At 72.4% G+C, this 12,736-nt stretch carries 10 protein-coding genes and 1 pseudogene; 7 read left to right on the top strand and 4 right to left on the bottom strand.

The annotated features are described in order from the left end of the window. Window positions 1-157: 157 nt before the first annotated feature. From MMF93_RS30325 to MMF93_RS30305, 5 genes and pseudogenes are all read left to right on the top strand, one after another. Window positions 158-1,384, top strand: coding sequence for a cytochrome P450 (locus MMF93_RS30325; RefSeq protein ID WP_242756358.1), 1,227 nt, complete (start codon window positions 158-160; stop codon window positions 1,382-1,384). A 121-nt stretch (window positions 1,385-1,505) separates the two neighbouring features. Continuing rightward, on the top strand, window positions 1,506-3,374 hold the full coding sequence (locus tag MMF93_RS30320) for a flavin-containing monooxygenase (RefSeq protein ID WP_242756357.1): 1,869 nt from the start codon (window positions 1,506-1,508) through the stop codon (window positions 3,372-3,374). Beyond that, window positions 3,371-5,157: pseudogene (locus MMF93_RS30315) on the top strand (hypothetical protein). Before MMF93_RS30320 ends, MMF93_RS30315 begins: the two are co-directional and overlap by 4 nt. Continuing rightward, a complete protein-coding gene (locus MMF93_RS30310) occupies window positions 5,154-5,921 on the top strand; it encodes an SDR family NAD(P)-dependent oxidoreductase (protein WP_242756356.1) in 768 nt (255 codons plus the stop codon). The pseudogene MMF93_RS30315 and the gene MMF93_RS30310 overlap by 4 nt, the downstream one beginning before the upstream one ends. Before the next feature lie 324 nt (window positions 5,922-6,245). Beyond that, entirely contained in the window at window positions 6,246-7,208 is a 963-nt protein-coding gene (locus MMF93_RS30305) for a terpene synthase family protein (protein WP_242756355.1), read from the top strand. Between the two features lie 38 nt (window positions 7,209-7,246). On the opposite strand, the gene MMF93_RS30300 is transcribed toward MMF93_RS30305, so the two are convergent. Continuing rightward, window positions 7,247-7,969, bottom strand: a complete 723-nt coding sequence (locus MMF93_RS30300; RefSeq protein ID WP_242756354.1) for a CAP domain-containing protein — start codon at window positions 7,967-7,969, stop codon at window positions 7,247-7,249. Between the two features lie 192 nt (window positions 7,970-8,161). Between MMF93_RS30300 and MMF93_RS30295 the strand changes: the two genes are divergently transcribed. After that, the gene (locus tag MMF93_RS30295) at window positions 8,162-8,383 is read left to right on the top strand and encodes a hypothetical protein (RefSeq protein ID WP_242756353.1); all 222 of its coding nucleotides are present in this window, start codon (window positions 8,162-8,164) and stop codon (window positions 8,381-8,383) included. Between the two features lie 180 nt (window positions 8,384-8,563). Here the strand turns inward: MMF93_RS30295 and MMF93_RS30290 are convergent, their stop codons facing one another. From MMF93_RS30290 to MMF93_RS30280, 3 genes are read right to left on the bottom strand one after another with little or no spacing between them, the layout of a single operon-like run. After that, window positions 8,564-9,319, bottom strand: coding sequence for an ABC transporter permease (locus MMF93_RS30290; protein WP_242756352.1), 756 nt, complete (start codon window positions 9,317-9,319; stop codon window positions 8,564-8,566). After that, the gene (locus MMF93_RS30285) at window positions 9,316-10,188 is read right to left on the bottom strand and encodes an ABC transporter ATP-binding protein (RefSeq protein WP_242757857.1); all 873 of its coding nucleotides are present in this window, start codon (window positions 10,186-10,188) and stop codon (window positions 9,316-9,318) included. The genes MMF93_RS30290 and MMF93_RS30285 overlap by 4 nt, the downstream gene beginning before the upstream one ends. A 25-nt stretch (window positions 10,189-10,213) precedes the next feature. Further along, the gene (locus tag MMF93_RS30280; RefSeq protein ID WP_242756351.1) at window positions 10,214-11,518 is read right to left on the bottom strand and encodes a polyprenyl synthetase family protein; all 1,305 of its coding nucleotides are present in this window, start codon (window positions 11,516-11,518) and stop codon (window positions 10,214-10,216) included. Between the two features lie 343 nt (window positions 11,519-11,861). On the opposite strand from MMF93_RS30280, the gene gntA reads away from it, so the two are divergent. After that, on the top strand, window positions 11,862-12,581 hold the full coding sequence (gene gntA / locus MMF93_RS30275) for a guanitoxin biosynthesis heme-dependent pre-guanitoxin N-hydroxylase GntA (RefSeq protein WP_242756350.1): 720 nt from the start codon (window positions 11,862-11,864) through the stop codon (window positions 12,579-12,581). Window positions 12,582-12,736 lie beyond the last annotated feature (155 nt).

The raw sequence follows: 12,736 nt of genomic DNA, 5'->3' as shown, positions 1-12,736 counted from the left end.
TCGCTCTCGTCCGATACCGAAGGGCGACGGCCGTCCCGCGCACGGCGCCGGGAGCGCTCAGGGAGCCACGCCCGGCACCGCCCTCCGCCCCTCAGTACCGAACACCGCACGCGTCAGCACCGCCCACCTGCCCAGCCCCCACCGCCGAAGGAGCGCCATGAGCACCGTGCCCTGGGTCGAGGCCGCCGACCTCCCCGATTTCCCGCATCCCCGCTCCTCGACCTGCCCGTTCGGCCTCTCGCCCGGGATGCGCCGGCTGGCCGAGCGCGGCCCGGTCAGCCGCGTCCGCTCGTGGGGTGGCAGCACGCCCTGGGTGGTGACCAGCCACGCCGAGCAGAAGGCCCTGCTCGCCGATTCCCGGCTGAGCGCGGACTTCTCCCACCCGGGCTTCCCCAGCCCCGTTCCCCCGCAGAACACGGGGAAGGCCGACATGAGCTTCGTCGGCATGGACGATCCGGAGCACGCGCGGCTGCGGCGCATGGTCAGCGGCGCGTTCACCGTCAGGCGGGTCGAGGCGCTGCGCCCCCGTGTGCGGGAGATGACCGAGACGTGCATCGCGCGCATGCTCGACGGGCCCAAGCCCGCCGACCTGATGGAGGCCGTGGCGCTGCCCATCCCCTCCATGGTGATCTCCGAACTGCTGGGCGTCCCCTACCAGGACCACGACTTCTTCCAGACCAACAGCAGGATCCTCGTCTCCGCCGTCGCCGACACCGGGGCGCGGCAGGCGGCGCACGCCCGGCTCGCCGCGTACCTGGACGACCTCGTCGGTGCGAAGATCGCGCAGCCCGGTGACGATCTGCTCTCCCGGCTCGGGGAGAGAGTGGAGGCGGGCGAGCTGACGCGCCGTGAAGCGGCCACCATGGGCGTGCTGTTGCTGCTCGGCGGGCACGAGACGACCGCGAACATGATCACGCTGGGCACGCTGCTGCTGCTCCAGCACCCCGACCAGCTCGCGCGCCTCCGGGACGCGGAGGGAGACACCGAGGTGGTCGCCTCGGCCGTGGAGGAGTTGCTGCGCTACCTGTCCATCGTCCATCTCGGGCGCCGCAGGACGGCGCTGGAGGACATCGAGATCGCCGGGCAGACGATCCGCGCCGGTGAGGGCGTCATCCTCCTGGGCGAGCTCGCCAACCGGGACCCCCTGGTCTTTCCCGAACCCGACACGCTGGACCTCACCCGCAACGCGCGCCGGCACCAGGCCTTCGGCGGCGGCAGCCACCACTGCGTCGGCCAGCCCCTGGCGCGGATGGAACTCCAGGTCGTCTACCCGGCCCTGCTCAGCCGGATCCCCACCCTGCGACTGGCCACGGAGGTGTCGCGGGTGCCCTTCAAGTACGACGCGGTCATCTACGGCGTCCACGAGTTGCCCGTCACCTGGTGACATCCGGCGGCACACCGCCCGGCCCGCACTCAGTCCCAGGCCCGCGGCAGGCTCGCCCGCCCCACCCGAAGTGAGCGCCGTACTCGACCGGCCGCCCCGCCCGAAGAGAGAGAGCAGACCCATGCCCACCCCCCACGGTCCGGGATCACCTGACGTCACGGACCCGGAAGAGACGGGTCCCCTCTCCGGGGCCCGGCCCGAGCCGGAGGAATACGGCTTCGACATCGAGAAGGTGCGGACCCGCTACCGTGCTGAGCGCGACCGACGAATACGGCCCGAGGGGCGCGGCCAGTACCGGCGCGCCGAGGGCGAGTTCGGCTTCTACGCCGACGACCCGTACGCGGACGGCGCGTTCTGCCGCGAGGCGCTGCACGACCGGGTGGAGGCGCTGGTCGTCGGCGGCGGGTTCGGGGGGCTGCTGGCGGGGGCGCGGCTGCGCCAGGCCGGTCTCGGCTCGATCCGGGTCGTCGAGAAGGGCTCGGACTTCGGCGGCACGTGGTATTGGAACCGTTACCCCGGCATCCACTGCGACATCGAGTCCTACATCTACCTTCCGCTGCTGGAGGAGGTCGGCTACGTCCCGCGGTGGAAGTACGCGCCGGGCGAGGAGATACGGCAGCACGCCCGCGCCATCGCACGGACCTTCGACCTCTACCGTGACGCCTGTTTCCGCACCCAGGTCACCGAGCTGCACTGGGACGAGGCCGAGGCCGAGTGGCTGGTCGTCACCGACCGCGGCGACCGGATACGCGCCCGGTACGTGGTGACGGCCAGCGGCACGCTCAGCGAGGCCAAGCTCCCCGGCATCCCCGGTATCGAGACGTTCAAGGGGCACACCTTCCACACCAGCCGCTGGGACTACGCGTACACCGGCGGCGACGCGGACGGGAACCTGCACCGGCTGGCCGACAAGCGCGTCGGCGTCATCGGGACCGGGGCGACCGCCATCCAGTGCGTGCCGCACCTGGGCGCCGACGCCGGGCAGGTGTACGTCTTCCAGCGCACCCCCTCCTCGGTCGACGTCCGCGACAACCGGCCCACCGACCCCGCCTGGGCCGCCGCACTGACCCCGGGCTGGCAGCACCGCCGCAGGGACAACTTCCTCACGCTCGTCACCGGAGGTCAGGCGGGAGAGGACCTGGTCGACGACGGCTGGACCCACACCGCGCGCCTCCAGCAGAAGCTCATTCCCGCCCGCGACCACCGCAAGGTGCCACCGCAGGTGCGGGAGCGGGCCTACGAACTCGCCGACTTCGAGAAGATGAACGAGATCCGCGACCGGGTGTCCGACCTGGTGGAGGATCCGGCGACGGCCGAGATCCTCAAACCGTGGTACCGCTACATGTGCAAGCGGCCCACGTTCAGCGACGCCTACCTCCAGGCCTTCAACCGGCCGAACGTGACCCTCGTCGACACGGCCGACACCCACGGCGTCGAACGCGTCACCGACCACGCCGTCGTGGTGGGCGAGCACGCCTACGAGGTCGACTGCATCATCTTCGCCACGGGGTTCGACGTCGGCGTCTCCGGCATCCTCTCCGGGCGCCTCGCGGTCCGTGGGCGGGACGGGATCGCCCTCACCGACGCGTGGCGCGACGGCCCCCGCACTCTGCACGGCTTCTACAGCCACGGCTTCCCGAACCTCTTCCAGCTCGGGCCGCTGCAGAACGCCAGCGCCGTCAACTTCACCCACGTACTCGACGAGCAGGCCTGCCACGTGGCCGAGGTCGTCGCCGAGGCGCGCAAGCGGGGCGCCCGCTGCGTGGAGCCCACCCCCGAGGCCGAGGCGGCCTGGGTCGCCACCATCAGGGAGAAGGCGGCCGACCTGTACGCGTTCCAGGCCGAGTGCACGCCCGGCTACTACAACAACGAGGGGATGCCCAGAGAGCGGAGCCAGTCGTTCGGAGACGGTCCCGTGGCCTTCCACGCCCTGCTGCGCCAGTGGCGCGCGGGCGGTGGCATGGACGAGGTGCTGGGAGGTCCCGCGTGAGCCGGGGCGGGCGCGCGGCGGAGGCGGCGGCGACCGGCACGGTACGGAGCCGCTACGGCGAGACGGGGCACGGACCGGCGGCGAGCGGCCTGTGGTCGGCCACGAGGCTGGGCTCGCCCAACCCGCTGTGGGGCTCCAACGGTGTCGCGTTCGGTCCGGACGGCCGGCTCCACGTCGCGCAGTTCCTGGCCGGGCAGATCAGCGCCGTCGATCTGGCGAGCGGCGAGGTCGAGGTCGTGGTGCCGATGGGAGGTCCGGTCCACTCCCCCGACGACCTGGCCTTCGGCGCGGACGGCTCCATGTACATCGCGGACCTGGTACCCGGCAAGGTGTGGCGGCGCAGCCCCGGCGGTGCGTACAGCCTCGTCAGCGACCGGGTGAAGGTGCCCAACGGCATCACCTGCGTCGGCGACCGGCTCTTCGTCAACGAGATGCGCCCGGACGGCCGCCTGTGGGAGCTGTTCCCCGACGGCGGCGACCCGGTCGTGCTCACCGACGGACTGGCGTTGGGCAACGCCATGCAGCGGGGGCCCGACGGGCACCTGTACTACCCGCACATGGTGACCGGGCAGGTCTGGCGCATCGCACCGGACGGCGGCGAGCCGCAACCGGTCGCCGAGGGCGTGCACGAGCCGGTCGCGGTCCGCTTCGACCTCGGCGGCGTCATGCACGTGCTCTCCCGGGGCGAGGCCGGTCTCGTCACCAGGATCGACCTGCACGGCACCGGCAGTCGCTCGCTGGTCACCAGCGGGATCACGGGACTGGACAACGCCGCGTTCGACACGGAGAACCGGATGTACGTCTCCAGCTTCGCCAGCGGCGGCATCACCGAACTGCTCCCCGACGGCCGCGCCCGCACCCTGGTGCCCCGGGGACTCGACGGCCCCTACGGAGTGACCGTCGATCTCAAGGGCACGGTGTACGCGGCCGACCACTACCGGCTGGCCGAACCCGGGCGCCCCGACGCCGCCCGAGAGGTGCCCGGCCGCGACGTCCCCTTCGACGCGGCACCGTCCGGCGCGGCCACCCGCGCTCTGCTGACGTTCGCCCACGGCGTCGTCTCCGACAGGCCTTTGCTCCACCTCACCTCCCAGTACGGCCAGGTGCGCACCCACGACCCCGACCGCGGCACCACCCGGGTGCGAGCGCGCGGCCTGGACCGGCCGACAGGCATCACCGTCGGCCCGGACGGCGACCTCGTCGTCGCGGAGAGCGGCGCGGGGCGGGTGCTCACCATCGACGGTGACGACACGGTCGGCGTGCTGGCCGAGGGGCTCGACCGGCCCGTGGATGTGACCCACGACGCGGAAGGGCGCTGCTACGTCACCGACGAGCTGCGCGGCGCGGTCCTGCGGATCACCCAGCAGGAGACCGGACCAGGCGTCGAGGTGGTCGCCGAGGGGCTCGACGCACCGCAAGGGCTGACGGCCCGGGGCGACGAGCTGTTCTGGGTGGAGACCGGAGCACGGAGGCTGCGTTCGGTCTCCCTCGCCTTGGTGACGAGGCGCGCACGGAGGCCGAGGACCTGCCGGTCGGCCTGCCGCCCGGTGCCGGACCCCGCCCCGACGCGGCCCTGTTCACGCATGGTATGCCGGGCCTGCCCCGTCCCTTCGCGGGCCTCACCGCCGCGCCCGACGGCACCCTCCTGCTGTCCGCCGACGGCGAGGGAACCGTCATCCGCCTCACCCCACGCCCCCCTGGCCCCACCGGGGAACGGCCCTCCGCGCAGCGGTCGTCCAGGACGCGGCGCCGCCCCCACGGAACCGAGCAGGAGACTCCATGACCACCACAGGACTGGCCGGCCGCAGCGTCGTCGTCACCGGCGCCGCGTCCGGCATCGGGCGGGCGGCGGCACTGCTGTTCGCCCGCGAGGGGGCGAAAGTGGCCCTCGCGGACCTCGACGCGGCCGGTGCCGGACATACCGCGCAGCAGATACAACAGGCGGGCGGAGAAGCGCTGACGGTCGTCGGAGACCTGAGCGACCAGCAGGTGGTGGACGCACTCGTCGAGCAGACCGTGACGCGGTACGGAGGTCTCGACATCCTGGTCAACAACGCCGGGATCATGGACCGGATGTCCGCGCTGGGCGAGACCGACGACACGGAGTGGGAGCGCGTGCTGCGCGTCAACCTGACCGCGCCGTTCCTGCTGACCCGGGCCGCTCTGCCCCACATGCTCGCCGCGGGGCGCGGCTCCGTCCTGTTCACCGCCTCCGAGGCGGGCCTGCGCGGCGGCGCGGCGGGAGCCGCCTACACCGCCTCCAAGCACGGCGTGGTGGGGCTCGTGAAGAACCTCGCCGTCATGTACCGCGGTCAGGGCATCCGCGCCAACGCCATCGCACCGGGCCCCACCGCCACCGGCATCCAGGTCGACGCCGCCGCCGGGGCGCACGGTCCTGCGCTCGTCGGCAAGCTGATCGGCGCCACCATCGGCCGGCTGGGCACGGCCGAGGAACAGGCCGCCGCCCTCGTCCACCTCGCCTCCGACGCGGCGAGCTTCGTCAACGGCGCGGTACTGCCCGTCGACGACGGCTGGTCCGCCGTCTGAACGGTGGACCGGGCGCCACGAGGGAAGACAGGCACGGTCGCGACGGATGACCGCGGGGCCGGCGCCGTACCCGCCCGCCGGACGCCGGACTCCGGAGGGCGGGGCCTGTCACCCCAAGGAGGGTTTGGTCGGTAATCAGCGTGTCCACGGCATGTGACCCGCTTAGCTTGAAGCTGTCAGTTTCGTCAGTTTCCATGAAGCGAGGTGCCGGTGTCGTCGACCAGCGTTGAACTGCCGCCCATCTGGTGTCCCTTGGAGTCGGCCCGCCACCGCCGGGCCGACCGGATCGAGACCCGTGCGGTGGAATGGATCAGGAACAGCGGAATGTGCGCGACGCCAGAGGAGGAGAACTGGGCCATCGCCTCGCACAGCGTCGACTTCTACGCGCGGTTCGCGCCGGTGGCCGACGACGACCGGCTACTGGCCGCCGCCCTGTGGGTGTACTGGGGTTTCGCGTTCGACGACGCACGGTGCGACACCGGCCCGCTGAGCACCCGCCCGGCCGCCTTCAACGCACTCGCGGGCGCGGTGCAGCGGAGCCTGGAGGCCCCCTCCGCGCGGCCCGACCGCGACAGGTTCATCGGCCCCCTGCAGGACATCGCCTCCATGTTCCGCTCCTTCGGGCAGCCGGCGCTCGTGCGGCGCTTCGCGGCCGCGCACCGCGCCTGGCTGTCGGGCGTGTGCTGGCAGATCGGCAACGCGGCCGCCGAACACATGCCGGAGCTGGACGACTTCATGGCGATGCGGCTGCTCTCCTCCGGCGGCGAACCGACCTTCGCCCTGCTGGAGCTGGCCACGGGCGCCGAGGTGCCCGCCGCCGAACTCGCGCATCCGGCCGCGCGGGCGCTGACGGAGATGGCCATCACGGTTGCCGCGCTCGACAACGACCGCCACTCGATGCACAAGGAGGTGGCGCACGGTGACACGAACCAGAACATCTTCACCGTGCTGATGCGGCACGCCGCCCTGACGCCTCAGGAGGCCGTGCGGGAGGCGACGGCACTGCGCGACCGGGTGCTGCTGCGCTTCCTCGAACTGCGCGAGCACGTGCGCGCCCGCGCCGGCGCCGAACTGCGCCGCTACGTCGACGGGCTGAGCTTCGGCATCCGCGGCAACGCCGAGTGGGGCCTGCGGGTTCCGCGCTACCTCTCAGGTGGACTGCGCCCCGCGGACGCCACGGAGGACAACCCGCTGGACTGGGCGGAACAGCCCTCCGACACCAACCGGTCCCCGCTGCCGGCGCCGAGCGTGGCGTGGTGGTGGGACCGCGACCTGCTCGGCGCCTGATCACCTGCCGGATCGGCCTCCCGGACGAGGGCCGGCTCTCACGAGCGGCGGCTGGCCAGTACCAGCGTCCACCACGGGCCCCGCGCCCCGCTGACCACGCCCACTCCGGCATCCCGGAAAGCACAGGTGGTCAGCGTGGCGCGGTGCTTCGGGCTGCGCATCCAGGCCCGCACGACCTCGGCGGCCGCACGCTGGCCCCGGGCGACGTTCTCCCCCACCCGCTTCCACCGGTAGCCCTCCGCCGCCACCCTGCGTCCCGGGCCGGACTCACCGGGCTGGTCGTGGGAGAGGACACGCGTGCGCGCCATGCTGACGCTGTGCCGCTGTGCGGCCCGTGTCAGCGCGCGGTTCTCGTCCACCTCGGGGCAACCTGCCTCGACGCGCTCCTTGTTGACCAGGCGGAGCACCTCGGCGGGCGCGCCGACGAGCGCCGCAGGGCGGGAGGGCTTGCCGGGCCGCGACGGGAGGCGCGGCCGCGCCGGGGCGGGCCCGCCGCCGGGCCCCGGCTGCCACGACGGCGACCAGGCCGGGGGCGGCTTCGGCTCGAATCGCGGCACCTGAGCCCCGGAACGCGGCCCCGGCGCGCGGGGCTGCGGTGCGGGCGCGCGGAACTGCGCTACCGGCGCGGTGAGTTGTGAGTCGGCTTGCTGGGCCTGGGCCGGGACGGAGAGACAGCCGCCCCATACCGTCGCCGTCAGCAGCGCCGGTGCCACCCACGCCGCCGCGCTTGTCCCGATGAACCGTCCCGCCACCCTCGTCACGTCCCTGTCCTCACTCGTCGGCGTTCTTCGTGCAGCGGGCGCTCCCTACCCTGCTCTCGAGCGCCGAAATCCCCGACAAGGACGCGCTCCCCTTTCGTGGGAATTGACCCCCGAATCGCTGTGAAATCTTCCTGGAAACGCGATACTTGACGTGTCAAGACGCCTGATCGAACTCTTCCCGGAGGGGATCTCATGTCATTTTTCCGTCGCGCCGCGGTGTCGTCGGTCATTGCCCTCACGATGGCCACCTTCGGCGGCGCGGGTGCTGCGATGGCGGCTTCCCCCGACACACAGGCGACCCGTGCCACCGCCACCCAGGGAGGGGACTGGGGGCGCCCCAACAGCGTCCAGTTCGGCCCCTTCACGGTGCCCCGCTACGGTCAGGTCTCGGGCGGGTTCGGCTGGTCTTTCTGACCGGGTACTGATCTCGGCCCGCAGGATGCGCGGGAATCCCATGCGGATTCCCGCGCATCCGTGTGCGTGAAAGCACGCGCCTTCGGCAGTCCACCTCCCGGAAAGTCCGCGCCCCGGGAAACAGAAAGTCCCGGCGGTCACCGGAGAAAGAGACGCGGTGACCTTCCGGAATTCTTCATGTCAGCTTTTCAGCGTCGCGGCGCTTCCCCCGAGAACGGCCACCACGCACAGCAGCACGATCATCGCGTCGCGGAAGAAGACGCCGGTGATGCCCTCGTGCGTGGCCACCTCGCCGGCGGCCTGCACGGCGTAGGTCATCGGCATCACCTGCGACAGCCCCTCGAGCGTCCCGTGCATCTGGGAGCGGGGCAGGAAGAGACCGCACAGCAGGAACTGCGGCAGCACACCGGCGGGCAGGAACTGCACCGCGTGAAACTCGTTGCGGGCGAACGCGCTGACGAGCAGGCCGAGGGCCAGGCCGAGGAGGGCGCCGAGCATGGCGATGGTCATCAGCAGATAGGCGGGCCCGCGCGTGTCGAGCCCGAGCGCCCAGACCGCCAGCACGGTGGCCGAGAGCGCTTGCAGCAGGGCGAGGAAGGCGAAGGCGAGGCTGTAGCCGAGGATGAGATCCAGGCGCTGCACCGGCAGGGTCAGCAGGCGTTCGGCGGTGCCGCTGGTGCGCTCCCGCAGCATCGAGACCGACGCCACCAGGTACATCACGATCAGCGGAAAGATCCCGAACACCTGCGGGCCGACCCGCGCGAACGTCTCGTCCGCGTGGGTGAACATCAGCTTGAGCAGCACCATGAGCATGCAGGGGATGCCGAGCATCAGCACGACACTGCCCCTGTCCCTGGACAGCTGCCGCAGCACACGTCGGGCAGTGGCCACGGTGACGCTCGCGGTGAGCGGCAGCGGCCGGTCGAAGACCTTCACGCGCCAAACTCCTCCGGGAAGAAGGACAGGGACCGGGTCGTTGCGAGCGTGTCCCGTAACGCGGAGACCTTGGCGCCCGCCGTCACCGCGGGCTCGTCGCTGCCCTTGCCGCTCGTCACCAGCCGGGAGAACGCCTCCTCGACGCTGCACGTACCCGTGTGCGCGAGCAGTTCGGTGCGGTCGCAAGAGGCCAGGAGGCGTCCCTCGCGCATGAGCAGCAGCCGGTCGCACCGGTCGGCCTCGTCCATGACGTGGCTGGAGACCAGCAGCGTGGTGCCCGCCCTGCCGAGCCGCGCGAAGACCTCCCACAACTCGCGCCGCACCAGCGGGTCGAGGCCGACGGTCGGCTCGTCCATGACCAGCAGGTCCGGCGCGCCCAGCAGCGCGACGGCCAGGGAGACGCGGGAGTACTGGCCCCCCGAGAGGCGTTTGACCGTGCGGTCGGCGCACGCCGCGAGGTCGACCTCCTTGATCACCCGGACCACGGCGTTCTCCCGTTGCCAGCCCCGCAGTCCCAGCGCCGCCGCGAAGTACTGGAGGTTCTCCAACACCGTCAGGTCTCCGTACACCGAGGGCGCCTGCGTCACGTAGCCCACGCGGGTGCGCAGCGCTCTGGCTCCCGCGCCGTGGCAGAGCACCTGGACATGGCCGCCCACCCCGGTCTGGATCCCCATGACGCAGCGCAGCAGTGTCGTCTTGCCGCACCCGCTGGGCCCCAGCAGGCCCACGACGGCGCCACGCGGCACGCCGAAACTGACGTCGGCCAGGACCCTGGTGCGTCCCCGGGTGACACTCAGCCCGTACGCGCTGATCGCCAGCGGCTCGCCGTCCCACGTCTCCTGGCCCGAGGCCGTGCCCACACCGGTCATCCCCACACCCATCTCCCCCGGCCTCTCAGCGGTCCCGGCGGATCAGTGCGCCCGCCAGGTCCCGCAGTCTCCGGTCGGCACGGGGAGCCGGTTTCGCGCGGGCGAGGGCGCACAGCGCGCGGTCCACCTGTGCCTCCGCCTCCGCTTCGGCAGCGGCCTTGCCCCCGGCCTGCTCGATGAGCCGGGTCGCCCTGTCCACGTCCTCGGCGGTGAACGGCTCGGGCTGCTCGTAGAGGGCGCCCAGTTCCCGTCCCACGGCGCTGTCGTGGGCCAGCGCGGCCACCACGGGCAGGGACTTCTTCCGGGCGGTGACGTCGGCGCCCACCGGCTTTCCGCTCCGCTCGGTACGGCCCCAGATCCCGAGCACGTCGTCCGCGCACTGGAAGGCCACGCCCAGGTGCCGCCCGAAGTCGCGCAAACCGCTCACCCGCCACTCCGGGACCCCGGCCAGCACACCGCCCAGCGCGCACGCGCAGCCGATCAGCGCTCCGGTCTTGCCCCTGGCCATCTCCAGGTACTGCTCCACGGTGACCCGCCGCCTCCGCTCGAAGGCGACATCTTGGCTCTGCCCCGCCAGCAGCTGCTCCAGCGCCCCCGCCATCTCCCGCACGGCCCGCTCACCGGCCGGCCCGCCCTCGGCCGCCAGGAGGGCGACCGCGCGGGCGAGCAGCGCGTCACCGACCAGCACGGCCGCGGGCGTGCCGAACTTCTTCCACACCGCGGGCCGGTGCCGGCGCAGCGGGTCGGCGTCGATCACGTCGTCGTGGACGAGGGAGAAGTCGTGCACCATCTCGACCGCGACGGCGCCCGGCACCACAGCGCCGGGCGCCGCACCCACCGCCATCGCGGACAGGAACGTCAGAGCAGGCCGCAGCGCTTTCCCTCCGCCGGTGCCGCCGTGGCCTCCGGCGCGAGTACCAGTGCCGCTGGTGCTGGTACCGGCACTGGCGACCGTGCTGCCGGGGCCTCCGCCGGCGCCTGTTGGGCCGCCCACCCGGTCGTACTCGCGCACGGCGGGCTGTCCGGTCGCGCTCCACCCCCGATGGAAGGCCACCGCTTCCCGTTCGGGCGACGGCATCCCTTCCAGCGCCGCCCGCAGCGCGGGAGTGACCAGCTCCCGCGACCAGGCGAAGACGTCGTCACCCGGCACCGCCGCCCCTCCCGGCACCGCTGGCGCCGCGTGCCCCCTCGCACCGCCGGCCGCCCCCGAACTCCCCGGCGTGACGGGGTCGTTCGGCGTGCCGACGCGTTCCGGCGCGGCCGCGCCCTCCGGCAGGGTGACGCCTTCCGGCGTGACCGCGCCGTCCGGCGTGACCGCGTTCTCCCGCACGAGCGAGACCGCACCCGTGCCCGACTGTGGTGATCCCCAAGACCTGCGCACACGGACCAGCTAAGCGACCGCGAGCAGCGACACGCCAGGCCCCACCCCACGGCCACCGGAACGAGGTAACCGCAGGTGAGGCCATCGGATCAGCCCACAGCACGACAATAGGCGACCCCGGATTTCGTTGATCGGCAGCCGACCGTCACAATCACCGGGCGACCTTCCCCGTTCCCACGGCGCGCCCGGTCCTGCCCGGACGCGCGTGAACGCGCGCCTACGCGCGCACAAAGGGGTGGGCGCTGACGCGTACACGAAGGAGATGATCTCCCCTCGAGGAGGAGGCACGTAGTTGGAAGCAAGGCTGGCCGTGACGGCGGACGCACGTCGCGAGGTCGAGGAGTTCATCCTGGGAGACCGGTTCTCCTGCCTGGCCGGGCGCTCCGCCTGGCGCCGGGGCGGCATCACGCACCGGCACTACGAGACGCTGGGAGGCCCGGATTCCGCCCGGCTGCTGGCGCTGGATCTGGAGGAGTTCGTGGCGGCGGCGGACTGGAGCGCCCGCACGTTCACCAGTTTCATCGCGACGTTCGAGCAGCCGCGCGGGGTGGACGAGCTTCGGTTCGAGGAACTTCTGTGGCAGCAGCTGCAATGGCTGCACGAGCACGACGCGGAGTCCCATCGCTGGGCTGAGGGCTACTCCCCCGACCCGCAGTCCTCGGAGTTCGCCTTCAGCGTGGCCGGCCATCCCTTCTTCGTCATCGGCCTGCACGAGACGCACCGCCGGTGGGGCAGGCGGCCTCCCTTCCCGATGCTGGCCTTCAACTCCCACGAGCAGTTCGGGCAGATCAAGGGCGCCGGCATGTGGGACAGGCTCGCGGAGAAGATACGCAAGCAGGACATCAAGCTACAGGGCGACATCAACCCGAACCTGTACGAGTACGAGGAGCTCTCGGAGGCGCGCCGCTACTCGGGCCGCCCGAAGCCGGAGGACTGGCAGTGCCCGTTCGCCGCGCGGGCCGCCGCTGCCGCTGCCGCTGAGGAAAGAGAGCTGACCGTCTCCGGCGCGTGAGCCGACGGCCCGCGGACCGAGGTCACGCGAGCCGACAGCGCCGTGCGAGCCGGCAGTACGCGAGCCGGCAGTACGCGAGCCGAGAGCGCCTCCCGGAGGCACGCACCCCGTGAGGGACGCCCCGCAGGCACGCGCCCCGTCAGCGAGGCCCCAGG

It is taken from the genome of Streptomyces tubbatahanensis (assembly GCF_022699385.1).
GTDB classification, from domain to species: Bacteria; Actinomycetota; Actinomycetes; order Streptomycetales; family Streptomycetaceae; genus Streptomyces; species Streptomyces diacarni.
This window is presented reverse-complemented; position numbering and strand designations above follow the sequence as displayed.

Coding starts and splice junctions, on each gene's coding strand:
- MMF93_RS30325 (WP_242756358.1), top strand. CDS start 158: ATGAGCACCGTGCCCTGGGTCGAGGCCGCCGACCTCCCCGATTTCCCG.
- MMF93_RS30310 (WP_242756356.1), top strand. CDS start 5,154: ATGACCACCACAGGACTGGCCGGCCGCAGCGTCGTCGTCACCGGCGCC.
- MMF93_RS30305 (WP_242756355.1), top strand. CDS start 6,246: ATGTGCGCGACGCCAGAGGAGGAGAACTGGGCCATCGCCTCGCACAGC.
- MMF93_RS30295 (WP_242756353.1), top strand. CDS start 8,162: ATGTCATTTTTCCGTCGCGCCGCGGTGTCGTCGGTCATTGCCCTCACG.
- MMF93_RS30285 (WP_242757857.1), bottom strand. CDS start 10,188: ATGACCGGTGTGGGCACGGCCTCGGGCCAGGAGACGTGGGACGGCGAG.
- MMF93_RS30320 (WP_242756357.1), top strand. CDS start 1,506: ATGCCCACCCCCCACGGTCCGGGATCACCTGACGTCACGGACCCGGAA.